This window comes from Ottowia beijingensis (genome assembly GCF_042680925.1).
Lineage (GTDB): Bacteria > Pseudomonadota > Gammaproteobacteria > Burkholderiales > Burkholderiaceae_C > Ottowia > Ottowia beijingensis.
On record NZ_JBHUEP010000009.1, the window covers coordinates 263163 to 284090 of the forward strand.

20 protein-coding genes are annotated in these 20928 nt (G+C 69.4%); 11 read left to right on the forward strand and 9 right to left on the reverse strand.

Going from position 1 to position 20928, the window contains the following annotated elements; genetic code table 11:
* Positions 1 to 49 precede the first annotated feature (49 nt).
* Entirely contained in the window at positions 50 to 400 is a 351-nt protein-coding gene (gene arsC, locus ACFSCU_RS15230; protein ID WP_180549424.1) for an arsenate reductase (glutaredoxin), read from the reverse strand.
* Positions 401 to 477: 77 nt separating this feature from the next.
* Positions 478 to 1689 carry an exo-beta-N-acetylmuramidase NamZ family protein gene (locus tag ACFSCU_RS15235; RefSeq protein WP_377561081.1) on the reverse strand — a complete coding sequence of 404 codons (1212 nt, stop codon included), beginning with the start codon at positions 1687 to 1689 and terminating at the stop codon, positions 478 to 480.
* 120 nt (positions 1690 to 1809) lie between these two features.
* Here ACFSCU_RS15235 and ACFSCU_RS15240 point away from each other — a divergent pair, with 120 nt between their 5' ends.
* Positions 1810 to 2520, forward strand: coding sequence for a class I SAM-dependent methyltransferase (locus tag ACFSCU_RS15240; protein ID WP_333706109.1), 711 nt, complete (start codon positions 1810 to 1812; stop codon positions 2518 to 2520).
* On the opposite strand, the gene ACFSCU_RS15245 is transcribed toward ACFSCU_RS15240, so the two are convergent.
* From ACFSCU_RS15245 to ACFSCU_RS15265, 5 genes are read right to left on the reverse strand one after another with little or no spacing between them, the layout of a single operon-like run.
* Complete coding sequence (locus ACFSCU_RS15245; protein WP_377561082.1) at positions 2508 to 3110, reverse strand: DOMON-like domain-containing protein; 603 nt, start codon at positions 3108 to 3110, stop codon at positions 2508 to 2510. The two genes, ACFSCU_RS15240 and ACFSCU_RS15245, sit on opposite strands and share 13 nt — an antisense overlap.
* Positions 3111 to 3137: 27 nt before the next feature.
* Positions 3138 to 3845: an ABC transporter ATP-binding protein gene (locus ACFSCU_RS15250; RefSeq protein WP_180549423.1), complete on the reverse strand. Its 708-nt coding sequence runs from the start codon at positions 3843 to 3845 to the stop codon at positions 3138 to 3140.
* Between the two features lie 2 nt (positions 3846 to 3847).
* On the reverse strand, positions 3848 to 5050 hold the full coding sequence (locus ACFSCU_RS15255; protein WP_180549422.1) for an ABC transporter permease: 1203 nt from the start codon (positions 5048 to 5050) through the stop codon (positions 3848 to 3850).
* On the reverse strand, positions 5047 to 6195 hold the full coding sequence (locus ACFSCU_RS15260; RefSeq protein ID WP_377561083.1) for an efflux RND transporter periplasmic adaptor subunit: 1149 nt from the start codon (positions 6193 to 6195) through the stop codon (positions 5047 to 5049). Before ACFSCU_RS15260 ends, ACFSCU_RS15255 begins: the two co-directional genes overlap by 4 nt.
* The gene (locus tag ACFSCU_RS15265; protein ID WP_180549421.1) at positions 6192 to 6815 is read right to left on the reverse strand and encodes a TetR/AcrR family transcriptional regulator; all 624 of its coding nucleotides are present in this window, start codon (positions 6813 to 6815) and stop codon (positions 6192 to 6194) included. Before ACFSCU_RS15265 ends, ACFSCU_RS15260 begins: the two co-directional genes overlap by 4 nt.
* A 343-nt stretch (positions 6816 to 7158) precedes the next feature.
* On the opposite strand from ACFSCU_RS15265, the gene ACFSCU_RS15270 reads away from it, so the two are divergent.
* The 9 genes from ACFSCU_RS15270 to ACFSCU_RS15310 all read left to right on the forward strand — a co-directional run bounded on the left by ACFSCU_RS15270 (position 7159) and on the right by ACFSCU_RS15310 (position 18656).
* Positions 7159 to 8007: a GNAT family N-acetyltransferase gene (locus tag ACFSCU_RS15270; protein WP_333706106.1), complete on the forward strand. Its 849-nt coding sequence runs from the start codon at positions 7159 to 7161 to the stop codon at positions 8005 to 8007.
* 133 nt (positions 8008 to 8140) lie between these two features.
* Positions 8141 to 9025, forward strand: a complete 885-nt coding sequence (locus ACFSCU_RS15275) for a UDP-2,3-diacylglucosamine diphosphatase (RefSeq protein WP_180549420.1) — start codon at positions 8141 to 8143, stop codon at positions 9023 to 9025.
* A gap of 197 nt (positions 9026 to 9222) precedes the next feature.
* On the forward strand, positions 9223 to 10278 hold the full coding sequence (locus ACFSCU_RS15280) for a glycosyltransferase family 4 protein (protein WP_377561084.1): 1056 nt from the start codon (positions 9223 to 9225) through the stop codon (positions 10276 to 10278).
* A 39-nt stretch (positions 10279 to 10317) separates the two neighbouring features.
* Positions 10318 to 12375 carry a polyphosphate kinase 1 gene (gene ppk1, locus ACFSCU_RS15285; protein ID WP_180549419.1) on the forward strand — a complete coding sequence of 686 codons (2058 nt, stop codon included), beginning with the start codon at positions 10318 to 10320 and terminating at the stop codon, positions 12373 to 12375.
* A 23-nt stretch (positions 12376 to 12398) separates the two neighbouring features.
* On the forward strand, positions 12399 to 12860 hold the full coding sequence (locus tag ACFSCU_RS15290; RefSeq protein WP_180549418.1) for a SixA phosphatase family protein: 462 nt from the start codon (positions 12399 to 12401) through the stop codon (positions 12858 to 12860).
* Between the two features lie 234 nt (positions 12861 to 13094).
* On the forward strand, positions 13095 to 13733 hold the full coding sequence (locus ACFSCU_RS15295) for a CHRD domain-containing protein (protein WP_377561085.1): 639 nt from the start codon (positions 13095 to 13097) through the stop codon (positions 13731 to 13733).
* An 80-nt stretch (positions 13734 to 13813) separates the two neighbouring features.
* Positions 13814 to 14350 (forward strand): CHRD domain-containing protein, encoded by a 537-nt coding sequence (locus ACFSCU_RS15300; RefSeq protein WP_333706103.1) that lies wholly within the window; start codon positions 13814 to 13816, stop codon positions 14348 to 14350.
* A gap of 111 nt (positions 14351 to 14461) precedes the next feature.
* Positions 14462 to 16882, forward strand: a complete 2421-nt coding sequence (locus tag ACFSCU_RS15305) for a YgiQ family radical SAM protein (protein WP_377561086.1) — start codon at positions 14462 to 14464, stop codon at positions 16880 to 16882.
* A 91-nt stretch (positions 16883 to 16973) separates the two neighbouring features.
* Positions 16974 to 18656, forward strand: coding sequence for a formate--tetrahydrofolate ligase (locus ACFSCU_RS15310; RefSeq protein ID WP_333707739.1), 1683 nt, complete (start codon positions 16974 to 16976; stop codon positions 18654 to 18656).
* Between the two features lie 10 nt (positions 18657 to 18666).
* Here the strand turns inward: ACFSCU_RS15310 and ACFSCU_RS15315 are convergent, their stop codons facing one another.
* Together ACFSCU_RS15315 and ACFSCU_RS15320 are read right to left on the reverse strand one after the other, a co-directional pair.
* Entirely contained in the window at positions 18667 to 18816 is a 150-nt protein-coding gene (locus ACFSCU_RS15315; RefSeq protein ID WP_180549415.1) for a hypothetical protein, read from the reverse strand.
* Positions 18817 to 18849: 33 nt separating this feature from the next.
* Positions 18850 to 19788: an alpha/beta hydrolase gene (locus tag ACFSCU_RS15320; RefSeq protein ID WP_180549414.1), complete on the reverse strand. Its 939-nt coding sequence runs from the start codon at positions 19786 to 19788 to the stop codon at positions 18850 to 18852.
* A 266-nt stretch (positions 19789 to 20054) separates the two neighbouring features.
* Here ACFSCU_RS15320 and ACFSCU_RS15325 point away from each other — a divergent pair, with 266 nt between their 5' ends.
* Complete coding sequence (locus ACFSCU_RS15325; protein WP_377561087.1) at positions 20055 to 20786, forward strand: hypothetical protein; 732 nt, start codon at positions 20055 to 20057, stop codon at positions 20784 to 20786.
* The last annotated feature ends 142 nt before the right edge of the window (positions 20787 to 20928 follow it).

Here is a 20928-nt window from a genome sequence, read left to right on the forward strand (position 1 = left end):
CGGCCGGCGTGGCGTTTTCAGGGCGCGGTCATGGGGTGCGGCCAGGTGCTCACAGCACCTCCAGCACGCGCTCCAGCGGCCGACCCAGGCGCGCGCCTTTCGCACTGACGACGATCGGGCGGTTGATGAGCACCGGCGTGGTCAGCATGGCGTCGAGCAGCTGGTCGTCGGACAGCTGCGGATCGTCCAGACCCTGCTCCAGGTATTCGGGCTGCTTGGTGCGCAGCAGGGCGCGCAGCGGCTCGCCGGTGGCGGCGGCGATGCGCTGCAGCTCATCGCGGCTGGGCGGGGTCTTGAGGTATTCGACAACCTGCGGCTCGATGCCGCGCTCGCGCAGCAGCGCCAGCGCGTTGCGCGAGGTGCTGCACCGGGGGTTGTGGTAGATCGTGACGGCGCTCATGGCGGTTTCCTTCTCTGGATGCGTTTTACTTCACAAACGATAGCTGGCACTTTCTGGATGGGCGCTGGAGGCCGATTTCACTCATAAAGCAGAAACGGCTGGCGTGCCTGCCGCCAAGCCGCTTCGTCGGCCTGGGCCAGCGCGTCCAGATCGGCCGGGGTGGCCTGCGCATCGTCCACCCATTCGCGCAGCAGCGGGCTGCCGTTGATCACGTCGATGGGCAGCTTGCCGAAGGCGTATTCGTAGGGGAAGTCGCGCCACAGCGGGTAGCCGGGCTGCTGGCGGCGGATCGCCTTGAAGGCCAGCGCCTGCAGCCGCCAGGGCTGGAAGGCGGCGTGGTCGTAATGCGTCGGGTCTTCCACGTGGATCTGCACGCCGGCGCACAGCTGGTGCACGTGCTTGTGAAAGGTCGGCTCGAACCAGCATTCGCGCAGCACGCAGCCGCGCAGCCAGTCGGGGGCCAGCGCACGCATGTCGGCCAGCAGGCGGCGCGTGTCGATGTCGGGCGCACCGAACAGCTCCAGCGGGCGCGTGGTGCCGCGGCCTTCGCTCAAAGTGGTGCCTTCCAGCATCACGGTGCCGGCATAGGCGCGCGCCATGCTCAAGTTGGGGGCGTTGGGGCTGGGATTGACCCACGTCCGTTCAGTCGGCCAGCCGAAGCCGGGCGCGGCGTCGGGCTGCCAGCCTTGCATGGTGATGACGCGGTATTCGACATCGAGCTTGAGCAAATCGATGAACCAGTGCCCCAGCTCACCCATCGTCATGCCATGGCGCATGGGCATAGGGCCGGCGCCGACGAAGCTCTCCCAGCCGTCGCGCAGCGTCAGCCCTTCCACCGGGCGGCCGGCGGGGTTGGGGCGGTCGAGCACCCATACGGCCTTGCCGTGCGCCGCCGCGGCCTCCAGCACGTAGCGCAGCGTGGTGATGAAGGTGTATATGCGGCAACCCAGGTCCTGCAGGTCGACCAGCACCACGTCCCACGATGCCAGCATCGCGTCGGTGGGGCGGCGCACCTCGCCGTACAAGCTGAACACGGGGATGCCGAGGCGCGGGTCGGTGAAGTCGGGCGACTCCATCATGTTGTCCTGCTTGTCGCCGCGCAGGCCGTGCTGCGGGCCGAAGGCGGCGGTGAGCCGCACATCGGGCAGGGCGGCCAGTGCATCGAGCGAATGCGTCAGATCGCGCGTGACCGAGGCCGGGTGCGCCAGCAGCGCGACGCGGCGGCCTTTCAGGGGGGCGCGCAGCGCAGGGTCTTGCAGAAAACGTTCGAGGCCGAATTGCATGGGCATGACTTGTGTTTTGATAGCTGGCGGCGCGGGTCCGCTCGGGGCTTGGGCGTGATTGTGCGTCAGGCCGTGCGCGCCGGGCTACGATGCGTGCATCGCCGCCCAAGCGGTCTGAAAGACAACATGAACACGACTTCGCCCCCGGGCACCCAGGCCGCCGCGCAGGCGCGCCGGGCCCGCTTCTGGAACTGGATCGCCCGCCGCTATGCCGGCCACACCATGAGCGACCCGGCGGGCTACGAAAAGAGCCTGGCGCGCGTCATCGGCCTGCTGGCGCCCACGCACGAGGTGCTGGAGCTGGGCTGCGGCACCGGCAGCACCGCGCTGCGCCTGGCGCCGCACACGGGGCGCCTGCTGGCCACCGACTTTTCGCCCGAGATGCTGGCCATCGCGCGCGAGCGCCTGGCGGCGCAGCCGGTGCCGCAACTGGTGTTCGAACTGGCCGACGCCGACGCACCCGAACTGGGGCAGGCGCGCTACGACCGCGTGCTGGCCTTCAACCTGCTGCACCTGACCGCCGACCTGGACACCGCGCTGGCCGGCATCGTGCGCGCGCTGCGGCCCGGCGGGCTGCTGATCTCCAAGACGCCGTGCATCGCCGAGCTGAACCCGTTCGCCGTGGGCGGGCTGCGGCTGCTGATGCCCGTGCTGCGTGCCATGGGCCGGGCGCCGTACCTGCAGTTCCTGGACGAACCGCGCCTGCGCGCCGCCATGCAGCGCGCCGGCCTGCAGGTGCAGGCCAGCGAACGCCACGGCACGGGCAGCGGCCGCGATGTGCGCGCCTTCATCGTGGCGCGCAAGCCGGACGACGGCGCGCAGACTCAGGCAGCGTGAGGTGCCGGCACGCGCGCCGTCCAGCCGCCACGATGGTGGAAGTCGGGCTGCGCGGCGGGGTGGTGCAGCGCCCAGTAACTCAGGTGGCCGTCCTGTGCTTCGATGACGGCCGTCAGGCCCAGCGGCAACGGTGCATCGGGCGCACCGGCGGGCAGCGCGGCCAGCGGCAGGCCCACGTCCAGCGTCAGCACCGAGCCATCTTGCAGCACCAAGGGCGCCAGCGCGAGCGACGCCAGGGGTTGGTCGGCCGCCGCATCGCGCTGTCGCTCGGCGCTGAAGCCGTAGGCCGCCCATTCGCCCGAGGGTGCGAAGTTGAACTCGTGGTACGCACTGCCGCCGGGCGCGCCGACGAAGGCCTCGAAGCAGGTGTGGCGCCACAGGCCGTCGGCAAAACGTGGCGGTCGTCTGTCAGGCAGCCGCAGCGCCTGCACATCGGCGTGCAGCGTGTAGCGCAGGTGCAGTCGCGGGGTGCCGCCCTGGGTGCGCCAGTGCCAGGCAGCGCGCAGGCTGCGCACCGCCGCACAGGGCATGGCGGGGTGACAGGCCAGGGCATGTTCGGCGCGGCTGGGCGAGGTCGTCGGGGGGCTCACGCGCCGCATTCTGCCCGTGCGGCAGCGTCAACCGATGGCCCGGCCTTCGCCCACCTCCTCGGTCGTCACGCCGTCGCGGATGTGGTAGATGCGCTTGAAGGTGGGGATGATCTTCTCGTCGTGTGTGACCACGATCACGGCGGTCTGGAACTGGCGCGCCATGTCGTTGAGGATGCGGATCACGGCCAGCGCGCGCTCCGAATCGAGCGGTGCCGTCGGCTCGTCGGCCAGGATGACGGGCGGGCGGTTGACCAGACCGCGTGCGATGGCCACGCGCTGCTGCTCGCCGCCCGACAGCTGCGACGGCATGGCCTTGGCGCGGTGCTGCACGTCGAGCGCCGTGAGCAGCTCCAGCGCACGCTGGCGCGCTTCTGCGTTGGGCACGCCGGCCAGCATGGGCAGCAGGGCCACGTTGTCGGTGACGTCGAGAAAGGGGATGAGGTACGGCGCCTGGAACACGAAGCCGATCTTGTCGCGCCGCAGGGCGCGCAGATCGCGTACTTTCCAGCCGTCGTCGTAGATCACCTCGTCGCCCAGCGTCATGCGGCCCGCGCTGGGGTCGATGATGGCGCCCAGGCACTTGAGCAGCGTGCTCTTGCCCGAGCCGGAGGGGCCGATCAGGCCCACCACCTCGCCCGGCGCGACCTGCATGTCGACGTGCTTGAGTGCGTCCACCGCCGTGTCGCCCTGGCCGTAGCGCTTGCGCAGGCCTTCGATGAGGATGCCCGTGGTCATGCTCAGCCTCCGACCGCCTCGGCGGGATCCACTTTCAGCGCCAGCCGGATCGACACCAGGCTGGCCAGCAGGCAGATGCCCATCACGACAAAGAAGCCGGTGATGGTGTCCTGCGGCAGCAGCAGCACGTAGCGTGGAAACGCCGGCCCGGCCAGCGTGGCGGCGATCTTGCCCACCATGAAGCCGATCAGGCCCAGCGCCAGCGCCTGCTGCGCGATCATCCAGGCGATGGTGCGGTTGCGCGTGCCGATGAGCTTGAGCACGGCGATCTCGCGGATCTTGTCCATGGTCAGCGTGTAGATGATGAAGGCCACGATGGCCGCGCTGACCACCGCCAGGATGGCCAGGAACATGCCGATCTGCCGGGCCGAGGTGGAGATCAGCTTGCCGACCAGGATTTCCTGCATGTCGGCGCGCGTGTAGGCGGTCAGGCGCTTCCAGCGCTCGATGGACTGCGCCACCTCGTCGGCCGAATGGCCCGGCTGCAGCGTGACCAAGACGGCGTTGACCGAGGTGTTGCTGCTCTGCGAGGCGATCACGGCATCCAGCACGCCGGGGGCGCCGGGCCGGTTGAAGGCGGGGTTGGCCTGGGTGCGGCGGCGGCTTTGCCAGATGGCGTCGTTGTCCTTGAGGAACTGCGCTTCCTGGGCATCCTTCAGCGGGATGAAGATCATCGGATCGCCGCCCGAGGACACCATGCGCCGCGTCAGCCCCACCACGGTGTACTGCTTGCGCCGGATCTGGATGCGGTCGCCCAGCGCGAAGCCGGAGGCGATGTCGGCCACCGCCTCGTAATGGCTGTGCGTGAGGTGGCGGCCCGCCACCAGATGGCGCGGCCAGCCGGGCTGGGTGCTGGCGCCGGGCGCCACGCCCACTACCATGGTGCGCACGTCCTGGCTGCCGCGCCGCGCCTGCATCGTCAGGTAGGTGATGTTGACGGCCTGTTCAACACCGCGCGTCAGCCGCACGCTGCGGTAGGCGTCGTCGGGCAGGCTGGAGGGCTCGGCGTAGGGCCCCAGCGTGTCCTGCTGCACCACCCACAGGTCGGCGCCGCTGTTGTCCAGCAGGGCCTGGGCATCGTCGATCATGCCGCGGTACACGCCGGCCATGATCAGCGTCACGCCGATCAGCAGGCCCAGCCCGATGCCGGTGAAGACGAACTTGCCCCAGCCGTGCAGGATGTCGCGGCCGGCCAGGCTGATCATTTCGCCCCCTTGGCGATCTGCTCGACCACCTGCAGCCGGTGGCGCGGGTTCAGCGGTTTTTCGCTGTAGACCACCAGTTGATCGCCTTCCTTCAGGCCATCGTGCACCTGCACGTGGCCGTCCAGATCGGCAGCACCCAGCTGCACGGGCGTGAAGACGGGGTTGTTACCCTGGATGCGCCAGACGCCGGTCTGCCCGTTCTGCCGGTGCACGGCGGCGTTGGGGATGGTGGGCGCCGCCGGCAGCGCGGGCAGGGTGACGGTGACCTCGGCCAGCTCGCCGATGGGCGGCAGCGGCGTGGGCATCTGCGCGAAGTCGACCTTGGCCAGCGTTTCCTCGGTCACGGCGTCGGCCTTGGGTTCGATGCGGCTGACCAGGCCGGCCAGCGGCTCGCCGGCACCTGAGCGCAGCACGATCTGCGCCGGCAGTTCGGCCGCCAGCCCGGCGGCGCGCACCTGGTCGAAGCGGGTGTTGATCCACAGCGTCTTCGGGTCGAGCAGCTCGATCACCGTCTGCCCGGCCACGATGGTGGTGCCGGGGTCGGCATCGCGCAGCACCACCACGCCGTCCACCGGCGCCAGCAGGCGCAGGTTGTCGCGCTGCGCGCGCAGCGCCTGCTGGTCGGCGCGGGCGCGGGCCAGCTCCTGCTGCGACACGGTCAGCGCGGCGTCGGCGATCTGCAGCTCTTGCCGGCGCGTGTCCAGGCTTTCGCGGCTCACGGCCTGGGCCTGCTCCAGCACGCGGTAGCGCTCGGCCTGCGAGCGGGCGAAGGCCTGGCGCGCCTGCGCCTCGCGCACGCTGGCCTCGGCGCGGCCCAGCACCGCCTGCTGGGCCTGCATCCGGCTGTCCAGGTCCACCGGGTCCATCTCGCCCAGCAACTGGCCAGCCTTTACGGCATCGCCCACGTGCACGTTCAGCGTGCGCACGCGCGCCGGCAGGGTGGGGCCGATCTTGTAGGTGTAGCGCGCCTGCACGGTGCCGATGCCGAACAGCGCCGGCTGGATGGCACGGCTTTGCACCTGGGCCACCGTGACCGGCACCGGCGCCAGCGGGCCGGCGCGCAGCACCACCCAGACGAACAGTGCCAGCAGCGGCACGAGGATGGCCAGCAGGCCGAGGGTGCGGCCCCGGATGGGAAGTTTCATGTCGCGTCGCTCCGAATGCCGCGCAGGTAGATCTCGAACACGCGGGGCGCATCGCTGCGCATGCGCCCCATGTCGCCGGCCAGCATGGCCTGCATCACCAGGCCCTGCACGGTGCCGATGAACAGCGTGGCGGCGGCCTGGCTGTCCAGCGTGGGCGCCAGCTCGCCGCGCGCCTTGCCCTCTTCCAGCAGGGTGTGCAGGCGCTGGCCGTAGTGCGTCACCAAGGCCTGCACCAGCTGCTTGGCCGGCGTGGTCTCGGCGCGCTGCAGTTCGCCGAACATCATGCGCGGCACACCGGGGTGCTCGGCCACGAAGCCGATGTGGGCCAGGAACATGGCGCGCAGCGCGGCGACGGACGATGCCTTGGCCTCTTTGCCTTCGGCCGCGCGAATGAGCCGGCCCAGCAACTGCTCGGCCACCCATTGCATGACGGCCTGCCAGATCGCCTCCTTGTTGGGGAAATGCCGGAACAACGCGCCCTGCGTCAGCTGCATGTGCTGCGCGATGGCGGCGGTGGTGATCTCGCTCGGGTTCTGCGTGGCGGCCAATGCCATCACGGCCTCCACCGTGTGGGCACGCCGCGCGTCGGCGGGGAGGTGTTTGGGGAGCGCGGGTTCCATGCGGGGGACGATAAAGATAGTAACTGATTACTATCTTAACGGGATGCCGCGGCGGCGTGTTTGCCCGCATCGGGGGTAAGGGCTCTGATGCGTTGGGCGAGATGCGTTTCTTGGCCGGGGTCGCCCTCGGGGCGTGGCGCGATTCGGGGATCAGACGGCTGCCCGAGCCCGCCCCCTGCCGGCGGCGGGCTTGGTTGCATCTGCACGCAACTTCAAACGCCTGATTCGGGGGGCAGGGCGCCGATGCGGTGTACCGTCATCAATCTTTCATTTGATTGCCATGTGCAAGTCACGCACCGCCATGAACATGAAGCCCACGAGAAAGAGGAAAGGAGCCTCCATCGTGAAAGAACTGCCCACCCCCACGATCGCGTTTTCGCCGGCTTCGCCCGCGCATCTTCCCCGGGGGTCGCTTCATCCGGGCGGCGACGGCGCGATTCTGGGGTCGCTGGCAAAAAGCGTCGGCGGCGGGATCAGCGTGGCGTGGGCGCGGCACCACGACGAAGTGAGGGCCGCGCAGCGCCTGCGCTATCAGATTTTTGCCGGTGAGATGGGTGCGCGCCTGAACACGCCCGTGCCCGGCCACGACATCGATCTGTTCGACGATTACTGCGAGCACCTGCTGGTGCGCGACGAAGCCACGCAGGAAGTGATCGGCACCTACCGCGTGCTCACGCCCGTGCAGGCCAGGCGCGTGGGGAGCACCTACAGCGACACCGAGTTCGACCTGACGCGCCTGCGCGGCCTGCGCAACCGCATGGTGGAGCTGGGCCGCAGCTGCGTGCACCCCGACCACCGCCATGGCGGCGTGATCATGGCGCTGTGGACGGCGCTGGGCGAGTTCATGGTGCGCAACCAGCTCGACACCATGATCGGCTGCGCCAGCATCCCGCTGATGCAGGGCGGCGTGTTCAATGGCGACGTGGCGGCCAGCATCTGGCGCCAGGTGCGCGCCAAGCACCTCGCGCCCATCGAGTTCCAGGTGCGCCCGCGCCTGGCCCTGCCGCTGGAGAACCTGAACGACCGGCTCGACGTCGAGGCGCCGGCGCTGATCAAGGGCTACCTGCGCCTGGGCACCAAGGTGCTGGGCCCGCCCGCGTGGGACCCGGACTTCAACAGCGCCGACCTGCCGCTGATGATGCGCTTCGCCGACCTGCATCCGCGCTATCGCAAGCATTTCCTGGGGGCTTGAGGTGAGCACCCCCCTGAGTCTCCGTCGGAGCCTTCCCCCCTCTGCTGCGCGAGGGGGGACGCCGCTGGCGGCCGGCGCAGGTCCGGCCGCGGCGGCCGCTGACTTCGCCTGCTCCGCGGCGGTTCGACCGGCCATGTTCCGCGATGTCACTGCGCGTTTTGGCGGCCCCGATCTGCCGTGGCAGGGTCCGCCGCCCGAGCGTGGCGGCGGCGATGCCGACGAGCCCGACATGGCGCGCGACCGACCCCGGTACCGCGCCATTTTCATATCCGACATCCACCTCGGCACGCCGGGCTGCCAGGCCGGGCCGCTGCTCGACTTCCTGAAGGAACACGACAGCGAGTCGCTCTACCTGATCGGCGACATCATCGACGGTTGGCAGCTGCGCCGGCGCTGGTTCTGGCCGCAGTCGCACAACGACGTGGTGCAGAAGCTCCTGCGCCGCGCGCGCAAGGGCTGCCACGTGGTCTATGTGCCGGGCAACCACGACGAGTTCGCGCGCCATTTCCTCAACCACAACTTCGGCGGCATCGACGTGGTGGAGGAGACGGTGCACGTCACCGCCGAGGGCTTCCGCCTGTGGATCACGCACGGCGACTATTTCGACGGCGTGATTCAGCACGCCAAGTGGCTGGCCTATGTGGGCGACCACGCCTACGAGGCGGTGCTCAAGCTCAACCGCCACTTCAACAGCCTGCGCGCGCGCCTGGGGCTGCCGTACTGGTCGCTGTCGGCCTACCTGAAGCTCAAGGTGAAGAAGGCGGTGAACTACGTCAGCGACTTCGAGGTGGCGGTGGCCAACGAGGCACGTCGCCGCGGCTACGACGGCGTGGTGTGCGGCCACATCCACCATGCCGAGATCCGCAGCATCGACGGCATGCTGTACTGCAACGACGGCGACTGGGTGGAAAGCCGCAGCGCGCTGGTGGAGCACCACGACGGGCGGCTGGAGCTGATCTTCTGGCAGCCCGGCCACGCGGCCGAGGTGCCGCCGTCGCGGGCGGTGGAAACCGTGTGAAACAGCCGGACAGCCGGACGCAGAGGACGCAGAAGCTCCGCAGAGGGCGCAAAAGAAACAGCCAAACCAATGTTTTCTTCTGCGCCCTCTGCGAAACCTTGGCGTCCTCTGCGTCCGGCTGTTTGTTTTCTTAAATCAAATAAGCCTCTAGCCCTTGCCCATCAAGCGCAAGCAGCTATTATTTTAGAAGTAATTCCATGAAAATCGCTCTGGTGACCGACGCCTGGCAGCCGCAGGTCAACGGCGTGGTGACCACGCTGGTCGAGCTGGTGCAGTCGCTGCGCGCCAGCGGCGACGAGGTCATCGTCATCGAGCCCGGCCAGTTCAAGACCCGCCCCTGCCCGGGCTATCCCGGCATCGACCTGGCCGTGCGACCCGGCTCGCAAGTGCGCGGCCTGCTGGACCGCGCGCAGCCCGACGCCGTGCACATCGCCACCGAAGGCCCGCTGGGCTGGGCCGCGCGGCGCCATTGCCTGCGCCGCGGCTGGGCCTTCACCACGGCCTTCCACACGAAGTTCCCCGAGATCCTGCACGCCGCCGTCAGGCTGCCGCTGCCGTGGGGCTATGCCTTCTTCCGCCACTTCCACCGGCCCTCGTCGGGCGTGATGGTGCCCACGCGCGGCGTGGCGGCGGGACTGGCGCAGCGCGGCTTCACCCACCTGCGCGAATGGACGCACGGCGTGGACACGCGCCTGTTCGCCTTTGAGCCCAAGGCCATCGACTACGCGCCGCTGGGGCGCATCGCACGGCCCCTGCACCTGTTCGTCGGCCGTGTGTCGTACGAGAAGAACATCCAGGCCTTTCTGGAGCTGGATCTGCCCGGCACCCAGGTGGTGTGCGGCGTCGGCCCGGTGGAGGACAAGCTGCGCGCCCGCTACCCGCAGGTGCGCTGGCTGGGCGTACTGCCCCGCGAAGAACTGGCGCGCGTGTACGCGGCGGCCGACGTGTTCGTGTTTCCCAGCCGGGCCGATACCTTTGGCCTGGTGATGCTCGAGGCCATGGCTGCGGGCACGCCCGTGGCGGCGTACCCGGTGGATGGCCCCACCGAGGTGCTGGCCGCCGCGCCCGGCCAGCCGGTGGGCGGCGTGATGCACACCGACCTGCGCCATGCGGTGCAGCAGGCGCTGCGCATTCCGCGTGCCGATGCGCGGGCGCACGCGCAGCGCTTCGGCTGGGACGCGGCGGCCCGGCTGTTCCGCGAATACCTCGTGCCGGCACGCCCGGCCACGCTGGCACAACCGGCGGCGGGCTGATGTATCCTGCGGCGATGCTCCATTTTTTGAAGTGCCGCCATGCCTGCCGCCGCCGCCGCTGATACCGCCGCCATCCTCGCGCGCTACCCGCTGCTCGACCGCGATGCCAGCATCCTCGACTTCAACCACCGCGTGCTGCACTGGGCCGAGCGGCCCGACGTGCCGCTGCTCGAGCGCCTGCGCTACCTGTGCATCGTGTCGTCAAACCTGGACGAGTTCTTCGAGGTGCGCGCCGAGCCGCACCTGACGGCCTGGCGCGCCGGCACCGACGCCGGTGGCGGCATGCGCCGCCTGATGGCGGCCGCGCACGGGCTGGTGAACCGGCAGTACGCCATCTACAACGACGTGCTGCTGCCGGCCATGGCCGCCAAGCGCCTGCGCATCGTGTCGCACCTCGACCGCAACGAGGCGCAGCGCAAGTGGGTGCGCGAGCATTTCCTGCGCGAGGTCAAGCCGCTCTTGGTGCCGGTGGCGCTGGACCCGGCGCACCCGTTTCCGCAGGTGGCCAACAAGTCGCTCAACTTCATCGTGCAGCTCAAGGGCAAGGACGCCTTCGGCCGCCGCAACGAGATCGCCATCGTCAAGGTGCCGCGCGTGCTGCCGCGCGTGCTGCGCCTGCCCGAGCGCGTGAGCGGCGGCGAAACGCTGTTCGTCATGCTCTCCAGCGTGGTGCGCGCGCACTTGCCCGATCTGTTCCCGGGGCGCGAGGTGGGCGACTTCTCGCACTTCCGTGTCACGCGCGATTCCGATCTGTCGGTGGACGAGCAGGAAGTGAAGAACCTGCGCACTGCGCTGCGGCAGGAACTGCACCAGCGCCACTACGGCCTGGCCATGCGGCTGGAGGTGTCGTCGGCCTGCTCGCCCGAGCTGTCCGACTTTTTGCTGCGCCAGTTCAGGCTGCCGGCCGAGGCGCTGTTCAAGGTGCAAGGGCCGGTGAACCTGGTGCGCCTGCAGCAGCTGATCTCGCTGGTCGACGCCCCGGAGTTGCTGTTCGCGCCCTACAGCGCCAGCTATCCGGTGCAACTCAAGCGCGGCGAATCGGTGTTCGAGCGCCTCAAGCGCGGCGACGTGCTGACGCACCTGCCGTTCGAGAGCTTCGACGGCGTGATCGACTTCCTGCGCGAGGCCGTGCACGACCCGGCCGTGCTGGCCATCAAGCAGACCATCTACCGCACCGGCAACGACAGCCGCATGATGGACCTGCTGATCGACGCGCAGCGCCGCGGCAAGGAAGTGACGGCCGTGGTCGAGCTGAAGGCGCGCTTCGACGAGGAGGCCAACATCAACTGGGCCGAACACCTGGAGCGCGCTGGCGCGCAGGTGGTGTACGGCGTGGTGGGCCTCAAAACCCACGCCAAGATGCTGCTGGTGACGCGGCGCGAAGGCCGCCAGCTGCGCCGCTACGGCCATTTGTCGACCGGCAACTACAACCCGCGCACGGCGGCGCTGTACACCGACCTGAGCTACCTGACGGCCGACGCGCGCCTCACGTCCGACATGGACCAGCTGTTCGTGCACCTGGCCAGCCACAGCCGCCTGCCGCGCATGCAGCGCATGCTGCTGGCGCCGTTCACGCTGCACCGGCAGATGCTGGCCAAGATCGACGCCGTGGCGCAGGCAGCGATGAAGGGGCGGGGCGGGCGCATCGTCGCCAAGATGAACGCGCTGACCGACGAGGCGCTGATCGTGGCGCTGCTGCGCGCCGGCGATGCGGGGGCGAAGATCGACCTGATCGTGCGCGGCGCCTGCATGCTGCCGGCGGCGCTGACCAAAAACATCCGCGTGCGCAGCATCATCGGCCGCTTTCTGGAGCATTCGCGCGTGTTCTATTTCCGCGCCGGGGCCGATGAGCAGCTGTGGCTGTCGTCGGCCGACTGGATGAACCGCAACATGCTGCGCCGCGTCGAAACCGCCTGGCAGGTGACCGACCCGCTGCTGCGCCAGCGCATCATCGACGAATGCCTGCTGGCCTACTTGCACGACGCGCGCGACGCCTGGGTGATGGAAGACGGCGGGCACTACCGCAGCGTCGTCCCGCCCGGTGCGCCACCCGGCCCCAGCGCCCAGGCGGCCTTGATGGAGCGCTACCGATCCTGAAGCAATCTGGAGGAGAGTGAACGATGGACCTGATTCTGTGGCGCCACGCCGAGGCGCAAGACCCCGAAGGCATGATGACCGACCTGGACCGCCCGCTGACGCGCCGCGGCGACAAGCAGGCCACGCGCATGGCCGCCTGGCTGGATCGCCAGCTGCCCGAGGGCACGCGCATCCTGTGCAGCCCGGCCATCCGCACCGAGCAGACGGTGCTGGCGCTGGGCCGCAAGTACAAGCTGCACGACGAGCTGCAGCCCGGTGCCAGCCCCGAGCAGCTGCTGCAACTGGCCGGCTGGCCGAATGGCAAGGCGCCGGTGCTGATCGTCGGCCACCAGCCTACGCTGGGCGAGACCATCTCGCGCCTGCTGGGCATGGCCGAGCACGAATGCTCGGTCAAGAAGGGCGCCATCTGGTGGCTGCGCAGCCGCGAGCGCGACGGCCAGTTGCAGACCGTGGTGGTCACGGTGCAGACGGCCGAGCTGCTGTGAACCGCGCCGCGCGCTGAATTTCAAGCCAAATTGGCCTTGAGCGCCCATGCAGCAAGCGCCAGGCGCTATTTTAATGGTAGCTATTGCAGGTGTGGCAGTGCCGCGTCACCCCGCGTTCGAGGGGTGCCCCGGGGCGCTTTGCGTGGGCGCGTGCGGGCACCGACCTACAGAGGCACGCCCCCGCCGCGCTTAACATCGCCCCAGTTCCACGTCACAAGCAAAGGAGTTGCCCGCATGTCTTCGATCCACCTGGTTCCTCCGCGCCATTCGGTTGCCGTGCTGGCGGCCGCCCTGCTGGCCAGCGCCTGCGCCACGGTCGATCTGGGGCCGCGCTACGACCCGCCGCCCGTGCGCGCGCCCCAGCCCTTGCCCGGGCCGCAGGTGCCGCCGCCGCCCATCGCGCAGCCGCAGGCCATCCCGCCGTCGCAGCCCGTGCCGCAACCGCTGCCGCCGGTGGGGCAGACCATGCCGCCGCCGGTCGCCGTGCCCGCACCGATCGACCCCAACGCCCACCTGGTGGCGCTGATCACGCGCCTCGACGGCAGCAGCGCCATGCCGCCCACGCGCAGCAATGGCACGGCGCAACTCGACGCCGTGTACGACAGCAACTCCCGCGTGCTGCGCTGGAAGACCACCTGGTCCGGCCTCAGCGGCGCGATCACCGGCGTGCAGTTCCACGGCCCGGCGGCCGAGGGGCAGACCGCCCCCGCGGTGATGGTGTGGCCCGGTCCCTTCGGCCCCACCTACGAGGGCCGCGCCACGCTCACGCCCAACCAGGCGGTCGACCTGATGGACGGGCGCTGGTACGTCAACGTGCACACCACCAGCTACCCGTCGGGCGAGCTGCGCGGCCAGTTGCGCGTGGTGAACTGAAGTCGCAAGCCAGACGACACGAAGGTATCCGCCTGTAAGCCCCGCCCGGCTGAGGCGGGGCGGGTGATAAGGTGCGCGGCATGTCGTCCGCGCATTTTTTTTCCTTCGCCGTTCCCCTTGGTGTCGCCCGCAGCGGGCGCTGGGCCGTGGCCGCCATCACCACCGCCCTGCTGGCCGCCTGCGCCAGCCCGCCCGTCACGCAGCCGGCGCCGCCGATCCGCCCCATGCCGCGCGCCGAGCCCGCGCGCCAGCCCGAGCTGGCGGCCTTCAGCGCCCGGCTGAACGGCAGCAACGTGGTGCCGCCCAGCGACAGCGCCGCGCAGGGTGAGCTGGTGGCCGTGCTCAACCGCAATACCGGCCTGCTGCAGTGGAAGCTCAACTTCAGCGGCCTGAGCGGCCCGGTGACCGGCGCGCACTTCCACAGCCCCGGCATGAGCGGCGAAGTCGCGCCGCGCGTGATGATGCTCGGCCGCACGCTCGCCAACCCTGCCGAAGGCCGCGCCATGCTCACGCCCCGGCAGCGCGCCGACCTGCTGGCCGGCCAGTGGTACGTGAACATCCGCACCGCCCGCTATCCCGATGGCGAGCTGCGCGGCCAGCTGATCGAGCGGCACTGAGCCGCGCCCGAAGAGCCTGCGGCAGCGCGGAATGGGCTGAAAACCTAGAATCAGCCCCCATCTGCCCTGCACACGGCCGGCCGCCCAGGCCCCTTGCGCCGCCGTGACCCCATGAACGCCCCCATCGACGTCTCCTTCTTCCCGCGCGCGGCCAAGCCGATCACCAGCTACAAGCCCTTCTGGGCCAAGCGCTTCGGCACCGCGCCCTATCTGCCCATGAGCCGGGCCGAGATGGAGGCGCTCGGCTGGGATTCGTGCGACGTGGTGCTGGTGACGGGCGATGCCTATGTCGACCACCCGAGCTTCGGCATGGCCGTGATCGGCCGCGTGCTGGAGGCGCAGGGCTTTCGCGTCGGCATCATCGCGCAGCCCGACTGGCACAGCGCCGAGCCCTTCAAGGCGCTGGGCCGGCCCAACCTGTTCTGGGGCGTGACGGCGGGCAACATGGATTCGATGATCAACCGCTACACGGCCGATCGCAAAATCCGCAGCGACGATGCCTACACCCCCGGCGACGTGGGCGGCAAGCGGCCCGACCGCGCCGCCATCGTCTACAGCCAGCGCTGCCGCGAGGCCTACAAGGACGTGCCCATCGTGCTGGGCGGCATCGAGGGCAGCCTGCGCCGCATCGCCCACTACGACTACTGGAGCGACAAGGTGCGCCGCTCCATCGTGGTCGACAGCAAGTGCGACCTGCTCCTGTACGGCAACGCCGAGCGCGCGCTGGTCGAGGTGGCACACCGGCTGGCGCGGCGCGAGCCCATCGGGCAGATCACCGACGTGCGTGGCACCGCCTTCGTGCGCCGTGTGAGCGAGCCGGGCTGGTTCGAGATCGACTCGACCGAGGTCGATCAGCCTGGCCGCGTCGAAGCGCACATCAACCCCTACCAGACCACCGGCGAACAGGCCGCGGCGCAGGGGGCTTCGTGTTCGATGGAAGCATCGAATACTGCAAAAAATATAGCTGAAACATCAGATTTCACGGCGACTCAGGGCGAATTTTATTTAGAACCTCAGCCTGCGGCGCAACCGCTGGTGTTCGTGCCCAACCCGGCGCTGCGCAGCACGCGCCCGCCGCGTGATCGCACCGTCATCCGCCTGCCCAGCTACGAGCAGGTCAAGCGCGACCCCGTGCTCTACGCCCACGCCAACCGCGTGCTGCACCTGGAGACCAACCCCGGCAACGCCCGCGCCCTGGTGCAGGCGCACGGCGAGGGCGCCACCGCGCGCGACGTGTGGCTCAACCCGCCGCCCATCCCGCTGACCACGGCCGAGATGGACCACATCTTCGACCTGCCCTACGCGCGCAACCCGCACCCGCGCTACGCCGACGCGCGCGGTCGCCACGATGGCGACACCAAGATCCCCGCGTGGGAGATGATCCGCTTCAGCGTCAACATCATGCGCGGCTGCTTCGGTGGCTGCACCTTCTGCTCCATCACCGAGCACGAAGGCCGCATCATCCAAAGCCGCAGCGAGAAATCCATCCTGCGCGAAGTGGAAGAGATGCGCGACAAGGTGCAAGGCTTCACCGGCGTCGTCAGCGACCTGGGCGGCCCCACCGCCAACATGTACCGCCTGGGCTGCAAGTCGCCCGAGATCGAAGCCGCCTGCCGCAAGCCGAGTTGCGTGTATCCCGGCATCTGCCAGAACCTGACCACCGACCACGCCCCGCTCACGCGCATCTACCAGCGCACGCGCGCACTGCCCGGCGTGAAAAAGGTGCTGGTCGGCTCCGGCCTGCGCTACGACCTGGCGATTCGCTCGCCGTCCTACGTGAAGGAACTGGTGCAACACCACGTCGGCGGCTACCTGAAGATCGCGCCCGAGCACACCGAGGAAGGCCCGCTGTCGAAGATGATGAAGCCCGGCATCGGCAGCTACGACAAGTTCAAGCAGCTGTTCGAGAAGTTCAGTGCCCAGGCGGGCAAGCAGCAGTTTTTGATCCCATACTTCATCGCCGCACACCCCGGCACGACCGATGAAGACATGCTCAACCTGGCGCTGTGGCTCAAGCAAAACGGCTTTCGCGCCGACCAGGTGCAGGCCTTCTACCCCTCGCCCATGGCCACGGCGACGGCGATGTACCACACCGGCCTCAATCCGCTGGTCGGCGTGCACCGCGACGAGCGCGGCGAAGCAGTGGACACCGTCAAGGGCGAGCGCCGCCGCCGCCTGCACAAGGCTTTCCTGCGCTACCACGACCCCAACAACTGGCCGTTGCTGCGCGAAGCCTTGAAGCGCATGGGCCGCCACGACCTGATCGGCAGCGGCAAGCAGCACCTCATACCCGCCTGGCAGCCGGTGATCGATGGCAGTTACCAGAGCGCGCGGCGCAACAACTCCACCGCCAGCGCGCCGGCGCCCACGCCGGAAGTGCAAAAAAAGAAGCGCTCCGCGCCCGTCCAGCCTGCGCGCGGAGCGGTTCTGACGCAGCACACTGGCCTGCCGCCGCGCGCCACCGCCGCGCGCTCGCCGTCAGCGCGCAAGGCCGCCAAGCGTGGCAGCCCGGTCGGCCGCGGCAAGCGCTGAGTGGCGCCCGCCTCAGGGTGAAAATCCGCTCGGGCCACGCCCGGCCGCGCTGATACGCTCAACGCCGCACGCTCAACGCCGAACCCTGCCCATGGCCCTTCACGACCTCGACATCGCCCGCCGCGCCACGCTGCGCCGCATCACCGACATCGCGCGCGAGCGCCTCGGCATCGCCGACGAACACCTGGTGCCCTATGGCCACTACAAGGCCAAGATCGCGTTGCCTTGGCTGCAGTCGCTGGATGAGCGGCCCGATGGCAAGCTGATCCTGGTCACCGCCACCAGCCCCACGCCGGCGGGCGAGGGCAAGACGACCACCTCGGTCGGCCTGGCCGACGGCATGAACCGGCTGGGCCACAAGGCCGTGCTGGCGTTGCGCGAGCCGTCCATCGGCCCGGTGTTCGGCATGAAGGGCGGCGCGGCCGGCGGCGGCCACGCGCAGGTGGTGCCGATGGAAGACATCAACCTGCACTTCACCGGCGACTTCCACGCCATCGCGCTGGCGCACAACCTGCTGGCCGCCGTGCTCGACAACCACGTGCATCAGGGCAACGCGATGGGCATCGACGTGCGGCGCGTGTTCTGGCGCCGCGTGATGGACATGAACGACCGCGCGCTGCGCCACATCGCCGTGGGCCTGGGCGGCCCGGCCAACGGCTACCCGCGCGAGGGCGGCTTCGACATCGTCGCCGCGTCGGAGGTGATGGCGGTGCTGTGCCTGTCGCGCTCGATGAGCGACCTGAAGGAGCGCCTCGGCCGCATCGTGGTGGCCGAAACGCGCGACCGCAAGCCCGTGACCGCTGCGGATTTGAGAGCGCATGGCGCCATGGCCGTGCTGCTGAAGGACGCGCTGGCGCCCAACCTGGTGCAGACGCTGGAGAACAACCCCGCGCTGCTGCACGGCGGGCCGTTCGGCAACATCGCGCACGGCTGCAATTCCGTCATCGCCACGCGCGCGGCGCTGAAGCTGGGCGACTACGCCATCACCGAGGCCGGCTTTGGCGCCGACCTGGGGGCCGAGAAGTTCTTCGACATCAAGTGCCGCATCGCCGGCCTGCAACCCACGGCCGCCGTGCTGGTGACCACGGTGCGCGCGCTGAAGATGCAGGGCGGCGTGCCCAAGGACGCGCTGGCGCAGGAGAACCTGGCGGCGCTGGAGGCCGGCCTGGCCAACCTGGAGCGCCACCTGCACATCGTGCGCGAGGTGTTCGGCCTGCCCTGCGTGGTGGCGGCCAACCACTTCGTGGCCGACACCACGGCCGAGCACGCGCTGCTGCAAAGCCGCATGGCCGCGCGCGGCGTGCCCTACGCCTTGTCGCGCCACTGGGCCGATGGCGGCGCGGGCGCGACCGAGCTGGCGCGCGAAGTGGTGGCGCTGTGCGATCAGCACGCCCCGCGCGCGCCGCGCTTCGCCTACGACGACGCGCACAGCCTGTGGGACAAGGCGCTGCAGGTGGCGCAGAAGGTGTACGGCGCCGCGCAGATCACCGCCAGCCCCGAGGCCGAGGCGCGCCTGAAGCAGCTGCAGGCCGACGGCTGGGGCCACCTGGCGGTGTGCATCGCCAAGACCCAGTACAGCTTCTCGACCGACCCCAAGCGACTGGGCGCGCCCACCGGCCACACCGTGCACATCCGCGAAGTGCGCCTGTCGGCCGGCGCCGGCTTCGTGGTGCTGGTGTGCGGCGACATCATGACCATGCCCGGGCTGCCCGCGCGCCTGGCGGCCGAAACCATCGACCTGGACGACACGGGGCAGGTGACGGGGCTGTTCTGACGCCGCCGTGCTACTCCGTCAGCACCATGTCCTCGTTGCGCTTGGGCATGCCGTGGGCGATGCGGGCGATCAGCGCGGCCAGCCAGGCCAGACCGGTCAGCGCGGCTGGCCCGGCCAGCAGCGCAAGCAGCCACAACGGGTGTGAGAAGGCGATATGCATGGTGTCACCTGTGGGTTGAAGGATAAGAAAAGGTCAGTGCCCTGGCGCGTGCAGGAAGTCCATGACGCGGGCAATCACGCCGGCATCGCCCAGCAGGCGGTGATGTCCGAGCCCCTCGGTCACGTGCAGATCGAGCGGACGCTGGGCGCACGCCTTCATGAGGTTGAAGAAGTGGTGAATTGGGACCTCGGCATCGTCGGCGTCGTGCAGCAGCAGGGTCGGCGCCGTGCTTTGCCGCAGCCAGTCGGCCACGGACAGGGCGTCCCAGGTCATGCGTCCGTTGGTGCGCTCGACCATCAGCTGCCGGCCGCGTTCGATCACCGCTGAGGGCAGGTCTACCAGACGGGCGAATTCCTCGGTCACCCACTGGCAGTGGTCGAGGGAACTGAACAGCACCTGCCTCTGAACGCGCAGGCCCCATTCGGCTTGCGCCCACAGGGCCATGGCGACGCCGAAGGAATGCGCGATCAAGCTCTGGATTTCTCCCGCATGTCCAGCCACCGCGGCCACCGCCTCAGCAAAGTCGGGCAGCGTGGTGTGGCGCCCGCTGGAGCGGCCATGCGCAGGCGCGTCGAAGGCCACGACGCGCCGCCCCGAAGCGACCAGGGCAGGAACCAGCTTGCCGAAATGTGTGGCACGGGCGCCCCAACCGTGTACCAGCAGCACTGCGGGCCCGGTGCCCCATTCGTAGACGGCCAGACGGCCTGTGCCAAAGGGCAGCGCGCTGGTGTGCGCCTGCGCGCGGATCGCCGCCTCCCATGCGCGCTCCGGCACGCGTGGCGGGCGCGTGAGCAGCGCGTAGGCCAGGCGCGCCGAAGCGGATGGAGCGGTGCGGTTGAGCACGGCGAACACGCGGCGCAGCCAGCGGACGGAGGAGGTCTCGGCGAAGCGGCCGATCTCTCGCGGTGGGGGCCGCGACCGGATCGGGTGCGCATCGCTTGCGGTGACGAAGGGTGAGGCGAAGTGTGGCATGGGCGGCTCTCGGGGTGACGGCGCAGCAACATGCCGCGCGGGATGCGAGGTACTGTAGGAACCGCTTCGATCCGGGCACAGGTGAACTTCGTCATGCGTGCCGCCTAGCGTCCCTCCGAAAGGGGACGAAACAAGTCGAGTGGCGCGAAAGGTGACTTTCTTCAGGTGGGCGTGGCGCCCCCTGCTGCCTACGCTGGCGCACGGCCGCTGGTCGCTGAGCGCGGCAGGGCCGTTGCCCATCACCTATGTTTGAGGAGAAGATACCGATGAACACCCCTATCTCACGCCCGTGGCGTCGCGACCTGCGCACGTCGGCGATCCGGCCTGGTCGTTATGCCCTGCTGTTGGCAGCCGCCATGGCGGCCGGCAGCGCACAGGCTGCCGTGCCGGCCAGCGAGCGGCAGGCGCTGCTTGCGCTGTTCGAGGCCACCGCAGGGTCGCAGTGGACCGAGCGCGCCGGCTGGCGCGGACCGGCTGGAAGCGAATGCCAATGGACGGGCGTGCGCTGCGATGACCAGCAGCGTCACGTCATCGGGCTGCGCCTGTCCAACAACCAGCTGCGCGGCCGCTTACCTTACCTCGGCGCGCTAACACAGTTGCGCGAACTGACGGTGTCGCTCAACTACCTGCACGGTCCCCTCCCTTCGCTGCGCGGGCTGACGCAACTGCGCGTCCTGAAGGCCAACAACAACCTGCTCGACGGCCCGGTGCCCGCACTGCACGCCACCCCGAGGCTGGAGCGCCTGATGCTTGCCAACAACCGGTTGAGCGGTGTGATGACGGCGTCTCGAAGCCATCTCGCGCTGCGCGAAGTGGACATCTCCAACAACCTGCTGCACGGGCCGCTGCCGGTGCTGGTGGGGCTGCCGCAGATCAGGCGGTTCGATGCTTCGTTCAATCGTTGGCAAGGCACCACGTCCGATGCCGTCTACGAGGCGCGGGTGCTCCGCCCGGAAGGCGCAGTGGCGCGCACGCATCCGCCATCGGATGCCATCTGAAAAGGAAGGCGACGGCACCGGAACAAGCTACGAAACCCAGCCGCCGATTCAGACTGGTTTTGGCGCTATTTAATATGGGTCTTAGGAAGCAAACCTCTCTACCAAGTGAGCTAACTTCCTATCGTGATTCAGAAAAACAGGT